Source organism: Mangrovicoccus algicola (assembly GCF_014903745.1).
GTDB classification, from domain to species: Bacteria; Pseudomonadota; Alphaproteobacteria; order Rhodobacterales; family Rhodobacteraceae; genus Mangrovicoccus; species Mangrovicoccus algicola.
In genome coordinates, this window is record NZ_JACVXA010000067.1 from 1 (window position 1) to 24,351 (window position 24,351).

The following is a 24,351-nucleotide window of genomic DNA, read 5'->3' on the forward strand; positions in this document are numbered from 1 at the left end:
GGCACCTGCGCCAGCAGCGGCCCCGCCGCCGCCGAGGCCGGCCGTGCCGCCCGCGGCCTGGCTGACCAGAACGCCGGGGCCGGTGGTTGCGGGATCGGCAAAGCCTGCCGGGGCGGCCAGCGTCGCGCAAAGGGCGAGGGCGATGACTGTCTTGCTCATGAAGGAACCTGTGCCTTTCTCGATGGGCGACGCCCGGTCCGGTCGCGTTCCGGGCGGGCGAGGCGGTTTCTGTCTGCGGAGATTGCGGTCCCGTGCTGAACAGAGGATGAATCCCGCCCGCCCTGCGGCAGGGAAAGCCGATGAAAGTAGGGAGGATTTTAGCTTCCGGGCGTCGGCGGCGCGGCGTCGCGCGCCCTTGCGCGATCAAGCCTTCGTGACCTCATCCCGATGTGGTGGGGCCGCGCGTGATCTGCTAGACAGGGTGTCAATACGAGCAGTGGAATTAAGGGTCCATTCATGAATCGCATCGCCTCCCTGGGCCTCGTCGCGGCCCTGGCGCTGACGGCAGCCTGCAGCAATCGCGCCGACAACCTGTCGGGCAGCAGTGATCTTGCGGGCGACCGCTACGGCTATGGCAGCGGCACCGGCGCGGGCGGCATCGCCAATCCCGCCTCGGCCGCCTATTTCCAGGCCCAGGTCGGCGATCGCGTGCTGTTTCCGGTCGACCAGTCCAGCCTGACCGCCGAGGCGCGCGGGATCCTGGACGGGCAGGCGCGCTGGCTGAGCTCCAACCCCTCCTTCTCGGCGGTGATCGAAGGTCATGCCGACGAACAGGGGACGCGCGAATACAACCTTGCCCTCGGCGCGCGCCGCGCCAGCGCGGTCTATGATTACCTGGTCTCGCGCGGGATCCCCTCCAGCCGCCTGCGCACGGTCAGCTATGGCAAGGAGCGCCCGATAGAGGTCTGTTCCGAGGAAAGCTGCTATGCCAAGAACCGCCGCGCCGTGACGTCGGTTTCCAGCGGGGCGGGCGTCTGAGATGCGCGCCGCGTTCCTGCTGACGGTGCTGCTGCTGCCCTCGGCGCTGATGGCGCAGGACCGCGCGGCGACCCTGGCCGATATCCGCCTGCAGCTGCGGGCGCTGAATACCGAGATCACCTCGCTCAAGCGCGAACTGGAACCCTCGGGCGGGGCCGCCGCACCGGCCTCGGTCTCAGGCGGGGCGCTTGAACGGCTTGACGGGCTCGAGGCGGAGCTGCGCAAGCTGACCGCCCGCACCGAGGAACTGGACTACCGCATCAACCGCGTCGTCGATGACGGCACGACCCGGGTGGGGGACCTGAATTTCCGCCTTACCGAACTGGAAGGCGGCAATCTCGGCCAGATCCAGCCGCCCGCGCCGCTGGGCGGGCAGGAGGGGCTGGCCGTGCCCGCCCCGGCTTCTCCGGGCATGGGCAGTGCCGCGCCGCAGCTGGCGGTGGGCGAATCGGCGGAATTCGAGGCGGCCAAGGCCAGCCTCTCGGCCGGGGATCCCGGCGCCGCGCTGGAGGGGTTCGACCGGTTCCTGGCGGCTTACCCGCGCAGCCCGCTGGCTCCGGCGGCACAGCTGGCCCGCGGTCGGGCGCTCGGCGCGCTCGGCCGCCATGCCGAGGCGGGGCGCGCCTATCTGGAAGCCTTCACCCAGACCGAGGCCTCCGATAAGGGCATCGCCTCGGCCGGGCTCCTCGGACTAGGCCAGAGCCTGGCGCAGCTGAACCAGACGCGCGAGGCCTGCCTGACTCTGGGACAGGTGGAGGCGCGCTATCCCGGCACCGCCGCCGCGGGCGAGGCCAGGACCGCGCTGGCGCGCCAGACCTGCAGTTGATCCCGGGGGCCGAGGCGGGGCTCGCCCGGGCGCTTGCGGCGGCCGGGCCGGGTCCCGTGGGGCTGGCCGTGTCCGGCGGCAGCGACAGCACCGCGCTGCTGCACCTGGCGCTGGCGGCCGCTCCGGGGCGTGACTGGCGGGTCGTGACCGTCGATCACGGGCTGCGCCCGGAGGCGGCCGCGGAGGCTGCGGGCGTTGCGCGGGCGGCTGCGGCGCTGGATCTGCCCCACGAGACCCTGCGCTGGACCGGCTGGGACGGGAGCGGCAACCTTCAGGATGCCGCGCGGCGCGCCCGCCAATCGCTGATCGGCGACTGGGCGCGGCGGGCGGGGATCGCGGCGGTCTGTCTGGGGCACACGATGGATGACCAGGCCGAGACGGTGCTGATGCGGCTGGCCCGCGGATCGGGCGTCGACGGGCTGTCGGGCATGTCCGAACGGCGGCAGGCGCTGGGGATCCTGTGGCTGCGGCCCCTGCTGGGCCTGCGCCGCGCGGCACTGCGCGACTGGCTGGCGGCACAGGGAATCGGCTGGGTCGATGATCCCTCCAATGCCGATCCGCGCTTCGACCGCGTGCGGGCCCGGCGGCTGCTGGCGGATTGCGCCGGGCTGGGGATCTCCGCCGAGGGGCTTGCCGCCACGGCATCGCGCATGGCCGCGGCGCGCGACGTGCTGGGCGCGGCGGCACTGGCCGCGGCGGAGCGCCTGGCCTCGGTCAGCTGCGGTGCCGTCACCCTTGCGCCGGAGCTGTGGCAGGTGCCGGACGAGACCCGCTGGCGGCTGATCGCGGGGGCGGCCTGCTTCGTGTCCGGCAATCCCTACCGGCCGCGGCTTGCGGCGCTGCAGGCGGCCGAGGCCGCGGCGCGGGAGGGGCGCAACCACACGCTGCATGGCTGCCTGATGCTGCCCGGACGCGCGGGGCTGCGCATCCAGCCCGAGCCGCGGGCCCTGGCAGGGCGGCGGGCCGGCGCGCCCGGCGACTGGGAAGGCTGGCGGGTCACCGGGCCCGCGGCGCCGGATGTGCAGGTCGCGGCCCTGGGGCAGGCGGGGCTGGCGCAAATGCCGCAGTGGCGCGATTCGGGCCTGCCGCGGGTGCTGGCCGAGGTCACGCCGGGGCTGTGGCGGGGCGAAATGCTGGTCGCGGCGCCCGTGCTGGCCCAGGGTGACGCAGGGTCGTGGCGGGCGGTGGCCCTGCGCGACAGGGATGCATTCATGCGGACGTTCATATCTCATTGAAGATGGCGCCGGTATGTCTATCTTAGGGGGGACGAGCCGGCCCCGCCTGCGCCGGCCCATAACTAGGAGAATTGCCTTGGGCAACGCGCGAAACATCGCCTTCTGGGTGGTCCTGTTTCTGCTGATCCTCGCTCTGTTCAACCTGTTCAGCGGCGGTCAGTCGACCATGTCCTCCCGGTCGATAAGCTATTCCGAATTCGTCGAGTCCGTGGAGTCCGGAGAGGTCAACAGCGTGACCCTCGACGGGGAGAAGGCGCTCATTCGCGGCAATGACGGTCAGGACTATGTCGCGATCATTCCGCAGGGCACCGACATCACCGGCGAACTGATTTCCAAGAATGTCGCCGTCACCGCGCGTCCGCAGGAGCAGTCGGGATTCACCACGCTGCTGATGACCTTCCTGCCGTTCCTGCTGCTGATCGGCGTCTGGATCTATTTCATGAACCGCATGCAGGGCGGCGGGCGCGGCGGCGCGATGGGCTTCGGCAAGTCGCGCGCCAAGCTGCTGACCGAGAAGCATGGCCGCGTCACCTTCGACGATGTCGCTGGCATCGACGAGGCCAAGGACGAGCTGGAGGAGATCGTCGAGTTCCTGCGCAACCCGCAGAAATTCTCGCGCCTCGGCGGCAAGATCCCGAAAGGCGCCCTGCTGGTCGGCCCGCCCGGTACCGGCAAGACGCTTCTGGCGCGCGCCATCGCAGGCGAGGCGGGCGTGCCCTTCTTCACCATCTCGGGCTCGGATTTCGTGGAAATGTTCGTGGGTGTCGGCGCCTCGCGCGTGCGCGACATGTTCGAACAGGCCAAGAAGAACGCCCCCTGCATCGTCTTCATCGACGAGATCGACGCAGTGGGCCGGTCCCGCGGCGTCGGCTATGGCGGGGGCAATGACGAACGCGAACAGACGCTGAACCAGCTGCTGGTGGAAATGGACGGGTTCGAGGCCAATGAGGGCATCATCATCGTGGCGGCCACCAACCGTCCCGACGTGCTGGACCCGGCGCTGCTGCGGCCCGGCCGGTTCGACCGCCAGGTTCAGGTGCCGAACCCGGACATCAAGGGCCGCGAGAAGATCCTGTCGGTCCATGCCCGCAAGGTGCCGCTGGGCCCCGATGTCGACCTGCGCATCATCGCGCGCGGCACGCCGGGCTTCTCGGGCGCCGACCTGGCGAACCTGGTCAACGAATCCGCGCTGATGGCGGCCCGCGTCGGCCGCCGCTTCGTGACGATGGAAGACTTCGAGAATGCCAAGGACAAGGTGATGATGGGCTCCGAGCGGCGCTCCATGGTCATGTCCGAGGAAGAGAAGAAGCTGACCGCCTATCACGAGGCGGGCCATGCCGTGGTCGGGCTGAACGTCCCGCAGCATGATCCGATCCACAAGGCGACGATCATCCCGCGCGGCCGCGCGCTGGGGCTGGTCCTGTCGCTGCCCGAACGCGACCAGCTGTCGGTCACCTACACCAAGTACACGTCCAAGATCGCCATGGCGATGGGCGGGCGCGTGGCGGAGGAGCTGATCTTCGGCAAGGAGAACGTCACCTCGGGCGCAGCCTCCGACATCCAGCAGGTGACGCGGATCGCCCGGGCGATGGTCACCCAGTTCGGCTTTGCCGAGGAACTGGGCTATGTCGATTATGCCAACGAGCAGCAGAGCTATCTGGGCAGCTATGGCGGCGGCAAGGACCATTCCGAGGAGACGCAGAAGCGCATCGACGCAAAGGTCCGTGCGCTTGTCGACGAAGGCTACGAGACGGCCAAGCAGATCCTCACCGAGAAAAGCGAGGAACTGCACCGTCTGGCGCAGGGGCTCCTGGAATACGAGACCCTGACCGGCGCGGAGATCACCAAGGTCATCAATGGCGAGCCGCTGAACCGCGGCGACGATGATGACGGCACGACCCCGGGCAATACCCCCTCGGTCACGGCGATCCCCAAGACCAAGGGCCGGTCCAAGCCGTCCGAGCCGGGGATGGAACCCGAACCGCTGGCCTGAGCGGCCGACAGGGCAGATCAGGGGGCCGGTCCGCGGGGACCGGCCCCTTTGCGTTCCCGGGGGGACGGCGGGCGTCCGCGGGGCAGGCGGCTTGGCGCGGCGCGCGCGGCGGTCTAGGCTGGCGGGACCGCAGGCAGCCCAGGGAGAGCGCCGATGACCGCCGGATCCGGAACCGACTGGAATCCCGAGGCCTATGACCGGTTTCGCGGGCTGCGCCTGCGCCCGGCACTGGATCTGCTGGCGCAGGTGCCGGGCTTGCCTGCGGGCGAGATCGTCGATCTGGGGTGCGGTTCGGGGGCGGCGGGCCCCGCGCTGGCGCAGCGCTTTGCCGGGCGGGTGCTGCACGGGCTGGACCGCTCGCCCGCGATGCTGGAACAGGCCGAGCAGACCGGCGCCTATGCGCGCCTCGAGCAGGGCAACATGGACGGGTGGCAGGCAACGGCGCCGGTTGCGCTGATCTTTTCAAATGCCGCGCTCAACTGGGTGGGCGATCACGCGGGGCTGTTGCCGCGGCTCGCGGGACAGCTGGCGCCGGGCGGAGTCCTAGCGGTGCAATGCCCCCGGCAGCAGCAGGCGCCGTCCCATGCCTTGCTGCGCAGTCTTTCGGCGCAGATGTTCCCCGACCGATTCGACTGGACGGGCTGGCGCGAGGAGGTCGAGGACCTGTCCGGCTATGACCGCATCCTGACGCCCCTGGGCCGGGTGAGCCTGTGGGAAACGGTCTATGCCCAGGTCCTGCCCGCGGATCCGGCGGCCCATCCGGTGCGGCGCTTCACCGAATCCACGGCGGCCCGCCGCGTGCTGGACCGACTGGACGGGGCCGAGGCGGAGGCGTTCCTCGCGCGGTATGACGCGGCACTCGAGATGGCCTATCCGCGCCGGGACGATGGCAGCGTTCTGCTTCCCTTCCGCCGCATCTTCTTCACCCTGACCCGGCCGGAGGGCTGATCCTGCCCGCGCTGGAACCTACCGGCTTCTATGGCCGCATCGTCTGGATGGGGCGCGTCGCCGATCGCGGGGCGGGGCTGGCCTCGGCGGCGGCACAATCGCTCCGGCTGGGCTTCGACGGTGTCGCGGGCGAGGCGCATGGCGGCGCGATCCGTCCCGCCTGCAGCCGCGTGGCGCGCCAGCATCCGAAGGGCGCGCCGATCCGCAATGTCCGGCAGGTGTCGATCGTCTCGGCGGAGGAACTGGAGCAGATCGCCGCGGAGCTGGGGATCGCGCGGCTGGATCCGGGCTGGATCGGCGCGACCCTGTGCCTCCGGGGGCTGCCCGCGCTGTCCCTGCTGCCGCCGTCCAGCCGGTTGCAGGGACCCGACGGCGCCACGCTGGTGGTCGACATGGCCAACCGCCCCTGCCATCTGCCCGCGCCGGTGATCCGGGCGGCCACGGGGCGGGCGCGGCTGGCGCGGGACTTCCGCGCGGCGGCGGCCGGGCGGCGCGGGGTCACGGCCTGGGTGGAACGCGAAGGCGTGCTGCATCCGGGGGAGAGCCTGCGGCTGCACGTGCCCGCCCAGCCCGCCTGGCCGCATCTGCGCGACGCGCTGTCGCCGCCGGGCCGGGAGGCGCTTGCGCGCGGCGGCGGGCAGGGTCATGCTGGCCGCGTTTCTGACCAGGGGCGGGAGTGAGCCATGAAAGCGCCATCACAATGCCGGTCCATGACCGAGCTGCGCCAGGGGATCGATGCGCTGGACCGCCAGATCGTCGCCTTGCTGCGGCAGCGGCAGGATTACATCGACCGCGCCATCCAGCTGAAGCCCGCCGAGGGACTGCCCGCCCGGATCGATGCCCGCGTCTCGGAAGTGATCGCCAATGTCCGGGCCTCGGCGCTAGCGCGGGGGCTGGACCCCGATCTGGCGGCATCGCTCTGGCGCAGCCTGATCGAATGGTCTATCGCGCGGGAACAGGCGGAGCTGGGCGCGGGCGAGGCCGGGACCGCTGCGGCGGAGCCACCGGCCATCCCGTTCCCCGGCCGCCCCGAGGCATGACACGGGCAACGGAGAGCGTCCAGATGGTTGCGGAACGGATCGACGGCAAGGCATTCGCGGCAGGGCTGCGCGGACAGGTGGCGCAGGAAGTCGCCCGGCTGAAGGAAGAGCACGGGTTGACCCCCGGCCTAGCGGTCGTGCTGGTGGGCGAGGATCCCGCCAGCCAGGTCTATGTCCGCTCCAAGGAGAAGATGACCGTCGAGGTGGGGATGAACTCCTATGCCCACCGCCTGCCTGCGGATGTCAGCCAGGGCGAGCTGATCTCGCTGGTGCGCACGCTCAATGCCGATCGCGCGGTCAACGGCATCCTCGTGCAGTTTCCCCTGCCGAAGGGGCTGGACCAGCAGCAGGTGATCGAGACCATCTCGGTCGTCAAGGACGTGGACGGGTTCCATCCGCAGAATGCCGGCCGTCTGGTCGCGGGGATGCCGGGGCTGGTGCCCTGCACGCCGCTGGGATGCATGATGCTGCTGAAGGACCGGCTGGGCGATCTGTCGGGGCTCAACGCGGTGGTGATCGGCCGCTCGACCATCGTCGGCAAGCCGATGGCGCAGCTTCTGACCAATGCCTCGGCGACCGTGACGGTGGCGCATTCGCGCACGAAGGACCTGCCCGAGGTGGTGCGCCGCGCCGATATCGTCATCGCCGCGGTGGGCCGTCCGGAAATGGTGAAGGGCGACTGGATCAAGCCGGGCGCGACGGTGATCGACGTGGGCATCAACCGCATCGACGCGCCGGAGAAGGGCGAGGGCAAGACCCGGCTGGTGGGCGATGTCGATTTCGCGGGCGCCTCGCAGGTGGCGGGCGCCATCACCCCGGTGCCGGGCGGGGTCGGGCCTATGACCATCGCCTGCCTGCTGGCCAATACCGTGACGGCGACCTGCAAGGCCAATGGCCTGCCCGTGCCCGCCGTGCTGACCGCCTGAGCGTTCAGACCGCCATCATCGTGCCCTGGATCGCGCCGGTCAGCCTGCGCGATCCGTCCTCCTGCAGCGCCTCGATATCGGCGCGCACGACGGTGATGCGGCGCCCCGCGCGCAGCACCGTGCCGGTCGCGAACAGGCGCAGACCGCTCATCGGTCGCAGCATGTTCATCTTGACCTCGACCGAGACGGCATCGGCTCCCTCGGGCATGAGCGACAGCGCGGCATAGCCCGCCGCCGAATCCGCCAGCGCGAATCCCAGCCCGGCATGGCCGAATCCCTGCTGCTGCGACACCGCGGGCGTGATCGGCGCCGAGAGCGCGCAGCGCCCCGGCGCCACCTCCTCGATCCGCGCCGCGAGCAGCTGCATCAGTCCCTGGCGCGAGAAACTCTCCGCGATGCGGAGGAAAAGCGGGTCATCGCGGGTCATGGAAGGCTCCGGATGCGGCGGCGCGGCTGCGGCCGGCCATGCAGCGGCACCGGCAGCGCCCGGTGCCCGGTCAGAACGGCGCGCGCCTGCGGTGCCATCAGCCCGGCCAGGGCGGGATCGTCGCAATCCAGACCGCCGGTATAGGTCCCGAAAGCGGGCAGGATCGCGCGCGTGGCATCGATGGCGAAGCAGGGCCTCCGGCGTCCGCCGATCCGCGCCGCCGGGTGGTAATGCCCCGATATCTCGCCGGGCGCCGCGGCGGGCTCGGCGATATGGCGGAAGACCAGCGGCCCCTCGTGCAGTTCGGCCAGGTGACTGCCGGGCAGATCGACCGGGCCGGCATCGTGATTGCCCGCGATCCAGATCCAGCGGCGCCCGGCGCTCAGCGACAGCAGCAGCGCCAGCGCCTCCGGCTCCAGTTCCCCGGCCGCCGTCAGGTCGTCGAAACTGTCGCCAAGCGCCACGATCGTGCCGGGGCCGGTGGCGGCGATCTCGGCGGCCAGGCGGTGCAGCGTGTCCAGGGTCTCGTAGGGGGGCAGCATCGTGCCGCCGCGCCGGGCGATCCGCCCGGCCTTGCCCAGGTGCAGGTCCGAGACGCAGAGAAGCCCGCCCCCCGGCCAGTGCAGCGCCCCCGAGGGGCGGGCCCGCAGCCGGATCCCGGCCAGGTCGAAATCATAGCTGTCCATGCGGTCCGTGGTGCCGCAAACACCCCTGCTGCGCAAGCGTCAGCCCAGCAGGAACTGCGCGTGGATCGGGGCGGCGGCGGCGCCCATCACGCGGGCGTCGAAGCCGACGGCGGCCTCCTCGATCCGCGGAGGGACCAGCCCGCGCATGTCCAGCCCGGCCAGGTCCTGCGCCACGCGCCGGGTCAGCTCTGCCCGGATGTCCGGCGGGAAGGCACCGTCGATCAGGACCGCCTCGAAATCGACCACCGCGCAGGCGGCACGGGCGGCGCGGGCGAGGGCAGGGGCGGCGATGTCCATCCAGGGCGCCAGATGGGCGGCAAAGCCGCTCCAGTCCTGCGGCTGGCGCCAGAGCAGGGCCGTGTCGCCTCCGTCCGCGGCGATGGCGGCCTCCAGCAGGTAAAGGGAGGCCAGGTCGAGAAGGCTGCGCACCTTGCCATCCGGGCCCGCGACGCGCAGGGATCCCAGGGCCCCGGCATTGCGCTGCGCCCCTTCGATCACGGCGGAGTTCAGCACGATGCCGCCGCCTATGAACGAGCCGATGTAGAAATAGGCGTAGTCGCGGAATTGCCGTCCGCGGCCATGCACATGTTCGGCGCGGCAGGCGGCGGTGGCATCATTCACCGTGAAAAGCGGCAGCGCCGAGAAGCGGGCCACCTCCTCCACGATGTCGAGATCGCGCCACAGCTCCATTTCGGGCGGGGCGCCGAGCGCCTCCCTCCAGCTCCAGATCTCCAGCGGCGCGGCGATGCCGATGCCGCAGAGGCGGGCGCGCCGATACGGGCTCAGCCCGCGGGACAGCGCGGCCATTCCTTCGTTCAGGAAGCCGAGGATCCGGTCGGGCATCGGGTAGCGATAGGTCAGCTGGCGGCGGCCCAGCACCTCGCCGGTCAGGGACATGACGGCCAGATCCGCCGAGCGCCGTCCGATCTTCAGCCCGAAGGACAGCGCCCCGTCGGGATCGAGCGCCATGGGAACCGAAGGTTTTCCGACGCGGCCGCGCCGGGGCTCGCGGCGCAACAGGAAGCCCTCGGTCTCCAGCTTGCGCAGGATATTGGAGACCGTCTGGGCAGACAGCCCGGTCCGGCGGGCGATTTCGGACCCGGCCATGGAGCCATGGCGCTGGATGAGGGTGAGGATCAGCCTCTCGTTATGGGCGCGCAGTCCCGTCTGGTTGGCGCCGGCGCCGAGATCGCGGACCCCGTCCGTATGCATGACCATCCTCCCCGGGCCCATCCGGCCCTGCTGGGCAGGAAGGCCCGGCATGCGGCCCAAAGATCACATCCGCGCCCGGCTGGCCATGCGTCCCGTCGCGGCGGGCGCCGCCACGTCAGGCGGAAGGGGATGCGGGGAAATCCGGCAGGGGCGCCAGCGAGAGGGCGGAACGAGAAACGCCCGGGCAGGACCCGGGCGTTTCGGAATTCGGCAAGCGGTGAAGTATCAGCGCTTGGAGAACTGGAAGGAGCGGCGGGCCTTGCGGCGGCCGAACTTCTTGCGCTCGACGACACGGCTGTCGCGGGTCAGGAACCCGGCCGCCTTCAGCGCGCCGCGCAGCGAGGGATCGTACAGCTGCAGGGCCTTCGAGATGCCGTGCTTGACCGCACCGGCCTGGCCCGAGAGGCCGCCGCCGGCGACGGTCGCCATCACGTCGAACTGGTCCTCGACACCGGCGACGGTGAAGGGCTGGCGCAGGATCAGGCGAAGCACCGGGCGTGCGAAATACACGGACTGGTCCTTGCCGTTGACGATGACCTTGCCGGAGCCGGGCTTGACCCAGACGCGGGCGACGGCGTCCTTGCGCTTGCCGGTCGCGTAGGAGCGGCCGAGCGCGTCGCGGACGGGCTCGCGCGGTTCGTCAAGGGAGACCGCGGCGGTGGTGCCGGTCACGGCCTGGTTCAGATCTTCCAGGGACTTGAGTTCCTCGGCCATGATCAGCTCCGCGCGTTCTTGGCGTTCAGGGATTTGACGTCCAGCACGTCCGGGGCCTGGGCCTCGTGCGGATGCTCGGCGCCGGCATAGATGCGCAGGTTCGTCATCAGCTGGCGCGACAGGCGGTTGCCCGGCAGCATGCGCTTGACGGCGGACTCGACGACGCGGTGGGGATGCTTGCCGTCCAGCACCTTGTCGGCGGTGGTCGACTTGATCCCGCCCGGGTGGCCGGTATGGCGGTAATAGGTCTTTTCCGTGCGCTTCCGGCCGGTCAGCTTGACCTTGTCCGCATTGATGATGATGACGTTGTCACCCATGTCCATATGCGGGGTGAAGGTTGCCTTGTGCTTGCCGCGCAGGCGCATGGCGACGATCGAGGCAAGACGACCCAGAACCACGCCCTCGGCGTCGATCAGGATCCACTTCTTCTCGATGTCAGCCGGTTTGGCTGTATAGGTTTTCATGGTGGGCACCTTGGTGGGTTCCGATGAATGTCTCGCGGGACGTGCCCCGAAAGGCGCCCGACTCGCGTTGCGGCTATGTGCCAAAAGCCCGCAGCCTTTGCAAGCGCAATTGGCAGATTTTTCCATTCCATGTCAGTCACTTGCAAGAAAGGTATTATTATACCTAATCATTTTCGCGGAATCGCGGCCGGTCTGCCCTTGCCCGGGACGCAGGGTCGGCGGATGCTGGACGGGCAGGAGGAGGAACCAGGATGGCGGCAGGACGGGTGCGGGTGAGGCGCGAGGGCGCGGTGAGGCGGCTGGTTCTGGACGATCCGGGGCGGCTGAACGCCCTGTCGGATGCCATGCTGGCGGATCTGGCGGCGGCTCTGGATGGCGTCGCGGCCGATGCAGGGGCGCGGGCGGTGGTGATCTCGGGGGCGGGCCGGGCGTTCTGCGCCGGGCATGACCTGAAGGAGATGAGCGCCGCGCGGCAGGCCCCGGATGGCGGCGCCGCGGCCTTCGCGGATCTCTTCGGCCGCTGCAGCGCGGTGATGCGCCGGATCCGGGACATGCCCCAGCCGGTGATCGCGCAGGTGCACGGGGTCGCGGCGGCGGCGGGCTGCCAGCTTGTGGCCAGCTGCGACATGGCGCTCGCCGCCGATACGGCGCGGTTCGGCGTCAACGGGGTCAATATCGGATTGTTCTGTTCGACCCCGATGGTTCCGCTGAGCCGCAACCTGCCGCGCAAGCACGCCTTCGAGATGCTGGTCACCGGCGCTTTCCTGGATGCCGGCCGGGCGCGGGACCTGGGGCTGGTCAACCATGTGGTCCCCGAAACCGCGCTGGAGGCGGCGGCCTCGGATCTGGCGGATACGGTTGCGCGCAAGCTCCAGGTCGCGGTGCGCATCGGCAAGCGCCTGTTTTACGACCAGCTGGAGCGCAGCGAGGAGGAGGCCTATCGCCTGACCTCTGCGGCGATGGTCGCCAATATGATGGAGCCCGATACCGCGGAGGGGATCGCCGCCTTCCTCGAGAAGCGGCCCCCCGGCTGGGTCCGGGAGGACGAGGACTAGACGCTCAGGGTCCGGCCTGCCATCTCGCGGACCGCATCGCCCCCGGGTGGTCCGCGCGGCGCCGTCCCGCCTGAAATCGCCGCCGAACCCGGTAGGGATCATCATGGCGCCCCTGCCTCGAAATCAGTGAGGAGGGCGTCGAAGATGCAGGGGCCTGTTCATGTATGCGGTGCCCCGACGCCCGTGCCGACCCTCGTGCCAGACGAAGTGCCGGGCCATGCCGTGTCATTCGCGACCGGTGCGGCAGCCAATCACGCTGGCTCAGTGTCTCAGGGGAAGATTGGCTCCGGCGGTAGGGGCCCCTCCGCGCAACCAAGTCCCTCTGATTCCGAAGGAATTTCCGACGCGGCGGTGCACCGGCTCCGGACGGACTCCAAGATGTGCCCGGAGTCGTGGCGTACTTCGGGCACCAGATCAAGCACCATCAGCAGCCTCGCGCGACAAGCCGTGGTCCGGACGGCGGAGGTCGCCTTGCGGAAGGATGCCGAGTTGGTCGAAGCTGCATGCAGGCACCGGGTCCCAGATCAGCATTTCGAGCAGCGACGCGGGGGAAACTTGCCGTTGCGATGTAACCCTTTGGGCCGCGGTTTGGCGTCTGAGCGGGTCCTTTCAGGCCTGTCCGGAGGGCGACTAGAACGGCAACCCGATCAGGAGCCGGACCAGGGAAAGTGCACCGAACGGCGATACGGTTTCATCGAATAGAGTGTCCGTGACGGCGCTCTCCAAGGCGGCGTTCTCGATCCCGGCATTGATGACGAGTTCGGAGCCCATCTGGGCGGCAACCTCGGAGGTTACTGAGAAGGCGATCTCCGGATCCTCCTCCATCGCACCGGTCACGTAGCTGACGGAATCCGTGGCCTTCAGCTGTATCTCCGTCGTGCCATCGAGACCCCCGAACAACATAACATCCGTGCCGGGGTGGTTGGTGGTTTCGAAAAGGCTCGCGGCGATCCCGCTCGTTTCGAGGGCGTCCACGTATTCCTGCTCGAACAGAATTCCCTTGATATGGTTCGAATGTCCCAGGATGTCCGTTGTCTCGATGGCGTCGAAATACGCCGTGATTTCTTTCCCCGATGCGGACTCCAGCTCCCTGTAACCGCGCCGGACAGCATCGAAGACGTCTTCACGAACGATTTCCATTATCGACCGCCGAATTCCTTCAGAACGGCTTCGGTGGGTGTCACCTTGCCCAAAATAGAAGGCGCGATGCCGTATGGAGTAAAACCCTGTGCATTTTTGCGATTGGGGTCTGCGCCATGCTCGAGCAGCAGTCTGACCGTTTCCACGTGTTGCCTTTGGCAGGCGAGCATCAACGCCGTGTACGATCCTTCTCCCAGATGATCGATCGATGCACCTGCCTCGAGCAGGATCTTGCACAGGTCCGACCGACCATTCAATGCAGCGACATGAAGTGCAGCCCATTTCGGCCCTTTGACATTCACGGAAGCACCGCGTTCGACAAGCTGGACCGCCGCAGCGTATTGCGCATTCACGATCGCGCTCACCAGGGCCGGATTGCCCTTGGTGTCGCGGATATTCACGTCCGCGCCAGCGCTCAGGATCAGATCGAGCATGGCGAGGTCGCCACGCGCGATGGCCAGAATAAGGAGCGGTTCTCCTTCGCTTGTCCCGATATTCACACTGACGCCATCCGAAATCAGGGACTTCACGACTTCGGTGGAGCCGTGTTCATAGGCTGACAACAGGGCGGCCTCGCGGTATTTCTCACCGAACTTCGCGCCATTCGCAGTCAGAAGCTGTACGATTTTGACATGGTTCTTGAAGAACGCTCCGGTAATCGCGTTCCAACCGTCATTGCTGCAAACGTGAATATCGGCGCCCTTGTCGATCAGGAACTCGACGACGTTCTCGCGCCCTTTGATTGCTGCCCAGATGAGTGGCGTCCAGCCATTCTGATCCCGAATGGAGATCTCGGCACCATTGCTCAACATGTGCTCGGCCAAGTCGGAATACTCATTTTCCAACGCCAGGACGATCGGGCTTTTGCTTTTTCCCGCTGCTGCGTTCGGATCCGCACCTGCGTCGAGAAGGCGCGCAGCGATGTCGGTGTAGCCGAGTTCTACCGAGACCCTGAGAGGTAGGCCGTCCCTGGCGTCCGGATCAAAATCCGGGTGTTCCGATATCTGCAGTGCGCGCTTCTTGAGGCCTTTCTGCAAGGCTTCAACGAACTCAGCTGCCGAGTCCTCTCTTCGGGTCGAGCCTGCATCAGTGTCCAACCGCACATTTCCTCTTTCTTGCGTGTCGTTGCGTCAACGAATGTGGCGTTGCAAGTCCATTGGCAAGGCCTGCTGCGTCTGTCCCGAGATCCTGAAGGTCGCCTCTGCGAACACATGAGTACCTGCTTCCGAGAGGAGGCCCGAGCGGCTGGCGTGCCAGGAGTTCGAGATCGTCGCGATGCAGGTGCGCCTCGGACGCGCGCTGCGCCGATCGGGCATCCACGGTCTTCTTCGGCGTCGTCCCGGCGCTCATGCACCTGTCGCTGGATAGCCTTCTCCAGTGATGGTTCGCGTCCAGATAGACGCTCGGATTCGGGAATGTGCAAGGGATATGGAGGCCTTGCATTTGGAAATTCAGCGTTGCGGTCTTGAGGGCCACGGAGCGCGACGTGAGTGAAAATGCTTCTTGCGTCTTCTCGGCACCGAAGACAGGATCGGGCGCAGGGGCAGGAAGATTAGAATGACTGTTATTCACGAGTTGGCTGACCTTCGCGGCATTGAGCCGGATGGTCGACCTCTACATGCATACCGTCTTGATGAAGAACACTACTCTCATCTTGAAAAGATTCTTGAACGGCATCTGAAGCTTGGCCGTTTCAAAACTGCGGCCGCACCTTTTGTTCTTTGGGCGGCGGAAAGATATCGGAAAGAGTATGACGGCGGCGGACTGTCGTGGGAATTCCTGACGGAGCCCCTGGGCATTGCCCTCGCCCAGCAGCAGCTGCGTGAAATCACGGGCGTGGGCATAGCTCGCATGGGGCGCTCCGTTCGCCGGCTGGACAGCGGCGTGCAATATCTCCGCGCTATCGCCGCGGAAGGCGGGATCCCGGTCAGGCTTCTGAGCGACCAGCGGGGCGGCTATCGCGCCGCGCTGGTCGGGTTGGTGGCCGATCTTTCCCGCATCGGACTGGGTTGCCCGCGGGATGTTGCACTGGGGTTCGCGGCCCGGCGGACGCGCCGCCTTCCCGTCGGCTACCGGACGGGCGAATATCACGCGCTCTTCGTGGATTTCGCGTTCGAGGTTCTCGAGTTGAGGGAGCTCGCGCCCGAAGGCATGTCGGCGCAAGAAGTCGAGCCGTTTCTTGACCGGGTCAAGCCGGGCTGGAGGGACGCCCTTTCGTTGCGGCTCGATGGTGAGGCCGCACGAAGTCTGTTATCGGACGCAGTTCTGGTCTCCGCTCGTCATGGATTGGTGACAGACCCGATGACCCGGGTGCTGCGACGCTGTGAAGACGGTGACTGGTCAGCATGGATCGAAGTCGAGGAGGCTGCAGAAATTGCGCCGCAACTGGTTCAGGGCGTCGAACCGGATCGACGACGGCTGCGTCTGGCACCGGTCGGCGCGCTTGCATCAGCCGTGCCGGACCTGCTCTTCTCTCTGGATCGTGAGGCGCCCGACAGGCCCTGGGACAGCCGCCGGATCAGTGGGCGCCGAACGGCGCGATTTCATTTCCCGCTGAATACTGGGGCCGAACTGATAGCAATGGCCGATGGAGCCTTCCTCGGCCGGGTGAGGCTCGCCGGTGGCGAGGCGATCGAGATCGATGCCGGGCCGACGTTCTGGCGGCTGGCGGAAATGGGTCAAGCCAGGGCCGAGGCGTTGGCTTATGCGGGAAACGCAGCCCTTCGGACGCACGACCCGCACGTCTGGATGCTGGCCGAAGCAGGCAAGGTTCCCCACTGCACTGACGCTCTTGTTGCCGAACCTGACGGTTCGGTGCCTGGCGGGACGATCTGGCGACTGTCCGGAAGCGGGCGTGTCCTTGTCGCCGGCGGCAATGCCCGGATCGAAACAGGCGCTGATGAAGATTCCCGCGAAGAGATCCACGCAAGTGGCCCGTTGGAGTATCGCTTGCTCGATGCGCGCGGCACGCCGGTGCATCGCGGAGTGCCGGCGATCCTTCACCGGCATCCTGGACGCGGCTTCCGGCAATTGCTCGGAGCGGACCTGCGCCATCAGTTGGCGGGCAGCGTAAAATGGAATCCTGGATCGCCACCGGATACGACGATGGGCCGCGTTTCCTTTGCCGTCCGCGAGGGCGCCGGGGTTGGTGCCCGGGTCATGGTGAACCTCGTCCCTCCAAAGTTCTCGGCGCGAGAGGTGACGTATCGGGACGATCCACGCAGGCGGATCCGTTTTGACGGCGTTCCGCAAGGATGGTTGTTGAGGGTAGCATCCGGAAAACCGCAGCAAGCCGACGCCGATGGCGTTGTCGAGGTGCAGCTTGACGCTCCTACGGGGAGCCAGGCGCGATTGCCACTGACATTGGCCAGTCCCAATGGGGCACCGCCCATGTCTTGGGTCCTGAACCTGCCGCGCCCTCGAGGCGAGTTTCAGACAGTCGCGGGCGAGACACTGGCGTCAAACCAAGACATCTCGATGCAGACTCTGAAGGACTGGCGGATCGTCCCGGCGGAAGATAGGCGGACAGAGTTGCGGATCCGCCTGCACAGTCCCTCGGCTGGAGGTGCGCCGATCGTCGGCAGGCGGGTAACGGTCGAGCAGCCACTTTCGGCTTTTCGGTCGCTCTTGGAAGAGATGCTCGTGACAGGCGGTGCCGATGCCGAGCTCCGGCTGAGGGTAATCACGGGCGCAGACCAATCGCCGCGACTTACAGTGCGTCACGCGCTGGGGGAAACGCAGCTTTTGGGCGAGGACGTGTTGGTGCTCAATGACCAGACGCCGGTGCACGAACCCGCGCTCGCGATCACCGCCGTAGATCTGAACGACCCGGAGCGCGTAGTGGAGGCCGGAGCCCGGGGGCTTTCGCACCTGGGAAGCGGGCGCTGGTTCCTGTTGCCGCGTAAAGGCGGCGTGCCAATGCGTCCCCCACGCCCCTACGTTCGTCCCGAGCCTGCCGGGGCTACGGGACAGGATGCGCCAAGACGGGCTGACCGTATTGCGCACTACGCCCGCCGCTTTTCAGAAACCAACATTGAAAATGACCTCGCTCGCCTGGCTGTCCTGTCCGAGATGCTTCTTGCAAACGGCGTTTCGCCATCTGCGCTGGACGAGGTGCACGCACTGGCAAGAGTGCCCTCGGCTGCCGTACGACTGCTGTTTCGCGTGGCGCCGTCCGACCTCGAGGACGCCCTGTCTCTGGACTTGCACGGCGGCCCAGGATGGTCCTTCGTCGGCCCTGTGGATTGGGCGAAAGGCTTCGCGGACGAGGCGGCGGCCGTGCACGCGACTTTGGCAGCGCTGCCTGCTCTTGCTGATAGGGCAGACGAGCATGCCCGCGACGCTGTGACCGCGCGTGCGGCGGACATCCTGCGCTTGCGTCCGGCACTGGAGGGACATGTCGCCCTCGCGCTTCAGCAATTGGAACCGATGGCAATCGCCGCCCTTGCACAGCGCCTTGGTGGCCTGTCACGTGGGCTACAGAATCCTGAGGGCACGCTGCTGGAAACTGCACGAGCCATCATTAGCCGCCAAGCCGAGAATTCGCATTCATTGCACACCTTGGCTGCGCGAAGACGACCCGCCGGCTTCGATGTCTTCCACCCCGACTTGAGAGGCCTGATTGAGGCTCCTCTCGTCGTGGCCGAGATTGCCTTCGGCCTGCGGCCGCCGCCGACCACCAAGGAACGTGTCGAGCTGCTGCTTGCTGTGCAGGCAGACCAGGCCGCCTACGAGACCGCGCAACCAGCAGCAATCGCTTGGCTGGCGCAACAGAAAACCTGAGAGGGCGAACCATGAAAGACCAGAGCGCATTGCCGAGTTCTGGATACGACGCGATTCTGGCGCGCGTGAACGACCGCGCCGCTGACGCTGTCATGGGTAAGGGGCGCGTGCAGTCGCGCAGCTTGCGCGCCAATTTGTCTGTACGGTTGCATGGGCAGGCCGGCGGACCCGACGCTTTCGTGGCTGACCCGGTCTTCGAGGCGGCGCGCGTTTGGGAACGGGCTGACATATGCCTCGACGACTTGGCCGGAGGAATGCTCGACGAAGATCTCGTCGCGGCATTGGACCGCGGGACCCTGCTGGACGGCACTCCGAATGACCGACGCTGGCCACGGCGCGGTGACGATGTCGCGCCATACCTGCACCAGCTGCGCGCTTGGCAAGCGGCCGAGGCTGGGCGCAGTTTCATGGTCACCAGCGGGACCGGGTCAGGCAAGACCGAGTGCTTCATGATCCCAATGCTGAACGACCTTCTACGCAGCCACAAGCCCGGCGACACGGGCGTGCGGGGCATCGTGCTCTATCCGCTGAACGCTCTGATCGACAGTCAGAAAGAGCGCCTGGGTGCATGGATGGACCCGCTGGCGAACCGTTTGTCATATGCGCTCTACAATCGCCACATGCCCGATACTGTGCCGGGACCGAAGAGACGCGGCGCTCAGGTGATGGAACGTCGCGCGATGCGCCAGGCTCCACCCTCGCTCATGGTAACCAACGTCACCATGCTGGAATACATGCTGATGCGCGCGCAGGACCGGCCGATCCTCGAGAGGTCGCAGGGCACTCTGCGGTGGATCGTGCTGGACGAGGCGCACAGCTACGTCGGCGCACAGGCGGCTGAGATGGCTCTTCTGCTCCGCCGCGTGCGCGATGCATTCGGGGTGGCTCCGGAAGATGTCCGCCTTGCCGCGACGTCGGCGACCATCGGCGAGGGCGAAGAGAACAGGGAAACCTTGCGACAGTTCCTGGCCGACCTGGCGGGCCTGAGCCCCGCTCAGGTCGAGGTGATAGAAGGGCAGGAAAGAGCGCCTCGTCTGCCGCCAGAAGGTCCGGACGAAACGCTGGAGCCGGATACGATGCCGTCTGCGCCCGATGCGCTGTGGCGCAAGCTGGCTCCGAACCCTCGATTGCGAAAGGTGCGCACCACGATGCGCGATCGCGGTATCGGCCTTCGAGCGGCGGCAGCGTTGATGGGGCGCGATGGCGATACGGAAGGCGCGCTGCGCCTTCTTGAAGCGGCGGCGCAGGCGATTGATCCGGACACAGGCGTCGCGCTTGCCCCATGGCGGCTGCATGTGTTTCATCGGGCGCAAGGCGGGCTCTGGACCTGTGTCGACCCCGAGTGTTGCAAGCGCGACGAGGCCCTCCTTCAGGAGGACGGAGACTGGCCATTCGGCCGAGTCCACTTCGCCGAAAGGGATAGGTGCGACTGCGGAGCACCGGTGTTGGAGATCGCAGCTTGCGATGAATGCGGCACTCCATGGCTGCGCGCAGAGGTCGCCAATGAAGGCCCGCATCGTGTATTGCGCCCAGCTCGCGGGGCAGGGATCGATGACGACTACATCCTGGATGTGGAACCCGAGGACGATAGCGGCGAACCTGCCGCACGGCTCCTGTCCGAAAGTGTGATCGTAGGACCGGGACAAGGGACTGGCGAGGAATTCCTTCGGGTGTCCGAGGCGCACCTGTTCGAGATTCCAAAAGAGGGGGATCGGGTTCTGGCGCTGACCATCCTCACGGAACAGGACCGGGGGTGTTGCGAGCGCGCCGGGCACAAGGGCGTTACCGTGCGTCCGCAACGTTTTGGTGCGCCCTTCCTCATGGGCAACGCGATGCCGTTGCTCATCGAGGCTGCCAAGTCCAGTAGTCATGACCATCCGGTGCCGTTCGGGGGGCGGCGCCTACTGTCCTTCACCGACTCGCGTCAGGGAACCGCGCGTTTCTCTGCGAAGCTCCAGCAGGATGCTGAGCGCACGCTGACGCGCGCCATCATGTACCACTCTGTCCAGAGCCGGGAGGGGGATCCGGAAAAAGCCGCCGCATTGCGCAAGGAGATTTCGGACCTCGAGCAGGTGGTTGTCACCATGCCGAGCCTGGCCGGGACGCTCGAGGAAAAGCGAGGCGCGCTGGATGCGGCGGAGGGCGCCCCGAAGCCTGTGCAATGGTCTCACATGGTGCAGCGCATAGCGCAGAACGAAGAGTTCCGCAATTTTGCACGCCCCGTCTGGCGGGATCGACCATCGAAGGGTGACGACGCGTTGGCCACGCATCCCACGGCTCTGGCGGAGCTCTTCCTCTACCGGGAAATGTTCCGCCGTCCGCGGCTGCAGAACAACGCTGAGACGATGGGACTCGCCCGGCTACTATTCCCGGAGCTTGTCGCACAGGCGCGCTTGTCCATTCCCGCACCCCTGCGCGAAGCTTCGCATGATGAAACAGTCTGGGCTGATCTGTTGCATGCGGCCGTTGACCTCGTCTTCAGAACCAACCTTGCTATCCGTCTGCCCGAAGAGCCTGCGGACGTTCGGCACTGGATTTCACCGAGAAGTGTTCTGGCTGCGGTCGTGGAGCCTGGTCTATCCAAGGACGACGTTCCCGGCGTTGAGAACCCTCGCTTCTTTCCGACAGCGCATTCCGATCGTTCGAACCTTGTCCGACTGATTTACCGCCTGATTGGCGGCAGCATGGACAGCGCCACGGACGTGGAAAGGGCCGCGACCACTCTCACCGCAATCTGGGACCGACTGCGCAAGTCTGGGGTTATAGTCCAGGTCGCGCCCAGCGCCTGGCGCCTCGACTTCAAGAAAGTCGCTATCGCACCGGTCGACACTGCCTTCGAGTGCCCGGTTACCCGCCGTCTCCTGCCTTTCGCGCCGGGCTCCGTATCTTTGAACGCCGTGACCGCGACCGGGATCACCCATGCGATCACAATGCCGACCTTGCCCGAGGCGGCCCCCATGGGCACGTCGGTTGCACAGCGATCCGAACTTCGTGCTTGGCTCGAAAGCGATCCGGACATCGCCGCCTTGCGCCTTGGCGGACACTGGACGGATTTGCATGATCGGACCGTCGAATTCACGCCGTTCCTCCGCGCGCAGGAACATTCCGCGCAGATCGATCGCCCCAGTCTGCAGACCTACGAAAAGGCATTCAGAGAAGGCAGAATCAACGTCCTGAACTGCTCGACAACGATGGAGATGGGCGTCGACATCCCTGACGTTGGTTTGGTGGTAAACACCAACGTTCCACCTTCTCCAGCCAACTACCGGCAGCGTATCGGTCGTGCCGGTCGACGGGGTGAGCCATGGGCCATGGCGTTCACCTTCTGCAAGGACTTGCCGCTCGACAATATGATCTTCCGCGAGCCGGAGAGATTGCTCGGCGCGCAGGTCGCGGCGCCGCAGGTCCGGCTCGACTCCGCGATCCTGGTGCAGCGCCATGTGAATGCGGCGCTGTTGGGGCTCTTCCTGCGCGAGGGTGGCGGGATGAGCATTCGGACCAACATGGCGTCGTTCATGGGCGCGACGGAGGCGATGGACGCGCCCTTCCTGCCCGACAGTGTCGCCGATGATTTTCTCGCTGCACTCAAGGGCTATTGGGGAGCTCTGGACCGGACAGAGCTTTTGCGCCCTGCGGGCTTCCTCGGGACGCGCCGTCCACACAGCGCTTATGAGCAACTGGCCTATGTGCCGCCTGACCCGCCCCGTGTCTCGGCCGGGCCGGAGAACTGGGTGTCGCTTCCCGATCCCGAGGTCGGCCGTCATCGCACTGCGCGCGAAGGGCGAGTCTTGGTCACCGCGTCCGGCGATCACGGTGACGGCTACGCGGTCTGCATCGCCTGCGGTCGCGCAGAGGCAGAGATCGGAGAGCACGACTCGCCGCTGCCCGCGGGGATGGTCCGACACCGACCCCTTCAAAAGCTGCGCGACAACCCACGCCACGACGGTCTTTGCCCGGCGAACGACGACGCTTCCCGCAAGATCCGGCGGCATGTGAAACTCGGAACCGAGATGGTGACCGACGTGTTCGAGCTCCAGTTCGATGCGCTGCCAAGCACTGAAGCGGGTAAAGGTCAGGCCGCAGCCATCGGCGCCGCGCTGAGGGAGGCGCTCGGTGCACGGCTTGGCGTGGATGCCGAAACCATGGGCCTCGCCGTCGCGCCCAGCCTGCGGCCCGACGAGGCCCGGCGGAGTGCAATGTTCCTTTATGACAAGGCGTCGGGAGGATCAGGGTTTGCCTCCGCTGCGGATCGTGACCTTCCAGGCCTCCTGCGCGAGGCCGCGTCGCGCCTTAGCTGCCCGGCCAATTGCGCCACGGGATGCCCGGAATGTGTGTTGAGGCGCGATCTGCAATTCGGCACGGCGATGGATCGACCCGGCGCGCTGGAGATGCTGGAGAAGGAGATCTTGCCGCGCCTCGACCTTCCGGAAGCATTGCAGCTTTTCGGCCCATCAACGCAGGCAGTTACGCGCCCGCTTGCCGATTGGATTGGTCGGCAATTGGCACACAGCGCTATCGAGCGCCTGGCGCTCTTCCTAACCGACCCACCGTCCGGCTGGGACGTGGCCGAATGGCCCGGAACGCGCATTGCCGAAGATGCCGACCGTACCGGTGTCCCGGTCACGATCGTGATGCGGTCGTCTGATGTCCACCGGCTGGAGATGTCGCAGAAGCTGGACCTGGTTCGACTCGTCACCCGTGCACGGGCAACCTTGCACTTGGCAGACGTTCTGCCCGCGGCAGGCAATGCGCCAATCCTCGCCGAGACCCGTCTCGATGGGCAGGAAATTGCCATTGCTGCACCAGACCAGGATGCCGGCCATGTGAACCGTCACTGGGGGGACGTCTCGCGGACGCTGGCTGTGCGTGGCCCTCGTGCGCCGTTGGCGGTCAGCGCGGCGCTCTCGTTGGACAAGGTCACGGCCTATGGCGAGGGCAACTCCGCCCAAAGGGACGTGACCACCGAACTGGATGGTCCGGTCGGGCAGTTCGGCCAGCGGCTCTGGGGCATCGCGAAGGGACTGCGCCCTCAGGTTTTCACCGGCTCGGCCCGTCTCGTGCAGGTTACTTACAATGATCGATACTTGCGCAGTCCGCTCACTGCGCGCCTCCTCTTCGAGGCATGGCGCTCGCTTCCATTGAAGAACGCGGACACGCGGCTGGAGATCGTGACAGAGGCGCTTGGGTCGCCCGAACGACCAGGGTTCCTACTCTGGCACAATTGGGAAACGGATATGCTCCGTCGGGAGGTCCTGTCGGCGCTCCTCCCTGGCGCTTCGGTAATACTCGGAACAAAATCCGATTGCGCCCATGCGCGTTTCTTCCGTTTCCGCTTCGAAGACGGATCGGAGACTTCCCTGTTTCTGGACCAAGGGTTCGGAGCCTGGCGCGAAGCCTCGCACCGGACTTCACGTTTCGCTCATGATCTCACCCCCGATGCGCAGGCCCGCGCGCTTCGGGACTTGCGGTTCGATGTGGCCTTGCAGGACGGCGGACGTTTCCCTTCCCCCGTCTGGCTACGCTGGTAGTTTGCGATTCAGAACAGGAGTCTTTGGATGTCGCAGAGCTTTTTCGACGCCCCAATTTTGAATTCGCCCTACCGTGTTCCAGAGCGGAATTGGGAATTGGACAAGGATGGTCGTCCGACCGACCGCATCATCGAGCGGCGAAGAAAGTCAGATCTGATTTCGGCCATGCCGGGAGCGAAGGCGAAGGTCGGTAAACAGGCGAGCCTGACGTTCGATGACCTGTCGACAGAGGACGTGGATTACAACCCGACACCCTACATCAACGAATTGCGAGATGCCGTCGACACGTGGCGTAACCTGCCGAACCCGGCGCAATGGCGCGTTTCTCCCGTCACCCAGAGGCTCTTGCGACCTTGTTGCACTTATCGGTGACAGGGATTCAGTTTTGGGATCCTGA

The 24,351-nt window shown here is 66.8% G+C and carries 18 protein-coding genes and 1 pseudogene; 12 read left to right on the forward strand and 7 right to left on the reverse strand.

Features of this window, described 5'->3' with window-relative positions:
• Positions 1 to 456: 456 nt before the first annotated feature.
• From pal to folD, 8 genes are all read left to right on the forward strand, one after another.
• Positions 457 to 978, forward strand: coding sequence for a peptidoglycan-associated lipoprotein Pal (gene pal, locus ICN82_RS17470; RefSeq protein ID WP_193185371.1), 522 nt, complete (start codon positions 457 to 459; stop codon positions 976 to 978).
• Position 979: 1 nt separating this feature from the next.
• A complete protein-coding gene (locus ICN82_RS17475) occupies positions 980 to 1,804 on the forward strand; it encodes a tetratricopeptide repeat protein (RefSeq protein ID WP_193185374.1) in 825 nt (274 codons plus the stop codon).
• The gene (gene tilS, locus ICN82_RS17480; protein ID WP_193185376.1) at positions 1,801 to 3,039 is read left to right on the forward strand and encodes a tRNA lysidine(34) synthetase TilS; all 1,239 of its coding nucleotides are present in this window, start codon (positions 1,801 to 1,803) and stop codon (positions 3,037 to 3,039) included. Before ICN82_RS17475 ends, tilS begins: the two co-directional genes overlap by 4 nt.
• 76 nt (positions 3,040 to 3,115) lie before the next feature.
• A complete protein-coding gene (ftsH, locus tag ICN82_RS17485) occupies positions 3,116 to 5,032 on the forward strand; it encodes an ATP-dependent zinc metalloprotease FtsH (protein WP_226898574.1) in 1,917 nt (638 codons plus the stop codon).
• 153 nt (positions 5,033 to 5,185) lie between these two features.
• The gene (locus ICN82_RS17490) at positions 5,186 to 5,980 is read left to right on the forward strand and encodes a methyltransferase domain-containing protein (protein WP_193185381.1); all 795 of its coding nucleotides are present in this window, start codon (positions 5,186 to 5,188) and stop codon (positions 5,978 to 5,980) included.
• A gap of 47 nt (positions 5,981 to 6,027) precedes the next feature.
• A complete protein-coding gene (locus ICN82_RS17495; RefSeq protein WP_330999029.1) occupies positions 6,028 to 6,660 on the forward strand; it encodes an MOSC domain-containing protein in 633 nt (210 codons plus the stop codon).
• Between the two features lie 3 nt (positions 6,661 to 6,663).
• A complete protein-coding gene (locus ICN82_RS17500) occupies positions 6,664 to 7,020 on the forward strand; it encodes a chorismate mutase (RefSeq protein ID WP_193185384.1) in 357 nt (118 codons plus the stop codon).
• Positions 7,021 to 7,043: 23 nt separating this feature from the next.
• Positions 7,044 to 7,946: a bifunctional methylenetetrahydrofolate dehydrogenase/methenyltetrahydrofolate cyclohydrolase FolD gene (folD, locus tag ICN82_RS17505; protein WP_193185386.1), complete on the forward strand. Its 903-nt coding sequence runs from the start codon at positions 7,044 to 7,046 to the stop codon at positions 7,944 to 7,946.
• Positions 7,947 to 7,950: 4 nt separating this feature from the next.
• On the opposite strand, the gene ICN82_RS17510 is transcribed toward folD, so the two are convergent.
• The 5 genes from ICN82_RS17510 to rplM form a co-directional block, all read right to left on the reverse strand.
• A complete protein-coding gene (locus ICN82_RS17510) occupies positions 7,951 to 8,373 on the reverse strand; it encodes a PaaI family thioesterase (RefSeq protein WP_193185389.1) in 423 nt (140 codons plus the stop codon).
• Positions 8,370 to 9,059: a ligase-associated DNA damage response endonuclease PdeM gene (gene pdeM, locus ICN82_RS17515; RefSeq protein ID WP_193185392.1), complete on the reverse strand. Its 690-nt coding sequence runs from the start codon at positions 9,057 to 9,059 to the stop codon at positions 8,370 to 8,372. The genes ICN82_RS17510 and pdeM overlap by 4 nt, the downstream gene beginning before the upstream one ends.
• Before the next feature lie 39 nt (positions 9,060 to 9,098).
• Positions 9,099 to 10,271 carry an ROK family transcriptional regulator gene (locus ICN82_RS17520; RefSeq protein ID WP_193185395.1) on the reverse strand — a complete coding sequence of 391 codons (1,173 nt, stop codon included), beginning with the start codon at positions 10,269 to 10,271 and terminating at the stop codon, positions 9,099 to 9,101.
• A gap of 225 nt (positions 10,272 to 10,496) precedes the next feature.
• A complete protein-coding gene (gene rpsI / locus ICN82_RS17525; RefSeq protein WP_193185398.1) occupies positions 10,497 to 10,985 on the reverse strand; it encodes a 30S ribosomal protein S9 in 489 nt (162 codons plus the stop codon).
• A gap of 2 nt (positions 10,986 to 10,987) precedes the next feature.
• The gene (rplM, locus tag ICN82_RS17530) at positions 10,988 to 11,449 is read right to left on the reverse strand and encodes a 50S ribosomal protein L13 (RefSeq protein WP_193185416.1); all 462 of its coding nucleotides are present in this window, start codon (positions 11,447 to 11,449) and stop codon (positions 10,988 to 10,990) included.
• A 251-nt stretch (positions 11,450 to 11,700) separates the two neighbouring features.
• Between rplM and ICN82_RS17535 the strand changes: the two genes are divergently transcribed.
• Complete coding sequence (locus ICN82_RS17535) at positions 11,701 to 12,504, forward strand: enoyl-CoA hydratase (RefSeq protein ID WP_193185401.1); 804 nt, start codon at positions 11,701 to 11,703, stop codon at positions 12,502 to 12,504.
• A gap of 630 nt (positions 12,505 to 13,134) precedes the next feature.
• On the opposite strand, the gene ICN82_RS17540 is transcribed toward ICN82_RS17535, so the two are convergent.
• Together ICN82_RS17540 and ICN82_RS17545 are read right to left on the reverse strand one after the other, a co-directional pair.
• Positions 13,135 to 13,644: a hypothetical protein gene (locus ICN82_RS17540; RefSeq protein WP_193185405.1), complete on the reverse strand. Its 510-nt coding sequence runs from the start codon at positions 13,642 to 13,644 to the stop codon at positions 13,135 to 13,137.
• Positions 13,644 to 14,741, reverse strand: coding sequence for an ankyrin repeat domain-containing protein (locus ICN82_RS17545; RefSeq protein ID WP_193185407.1), 1,098 nt, complete (start codon positions 14,739 to 14,741; stop codon positions 13,644 to 13,646). Before ICN82_RS17545 ends, ICN82_RS17540 begins: the two co-directional genes overlap by 1 nt.
• 460 nt (positions 14,742 to 15,201) lie before the next feature.
• On the opposite strand from ICN82_RS17545, the gene ICN82_RS17550 reads away from it, so the two are divergent.
• From ICN82_RS17550 to ICN82_RS17560, 3 genes and pseudogenes are all read left to right on the forward strand, one after another.
• Positions 15,202 to 18,426 (forward strand): STY4851/ECs_5259 family protein, encoded by a 3,225-nt coding sequence (locus ICN82_RS17550; protein ID WP_193185409.1) that lies wholly within the window; start codon positions 15,202 to 15,204, stop codon positions 18,424 to 18,426.
• Positions 18,427 to 18,437: 11 nt separating this feature from the next.
• Complete coding sequence (locus tag ICN82_RS17555; protein ID WP_193185411.1) at positions 18,438 to 23,954, forward strand: DEAD/DEAH box helicase; 5,517 nt, start codon at positions 18,438 to 18,440, stop codon at positions 23,952 to 23,954.
• A 27-nt stretch (positions 23,955 to 23,981) separates the two neighbouring features.
• Positions 23,982 to 24,305 (forward strand): annotated as a pseudogene (locus ICN82_RS17560) (restriction endonuclease); the annotation flags it as partial.
• Positions 24,306 to 24,351 lie beyond the last annotated feature (46 nt).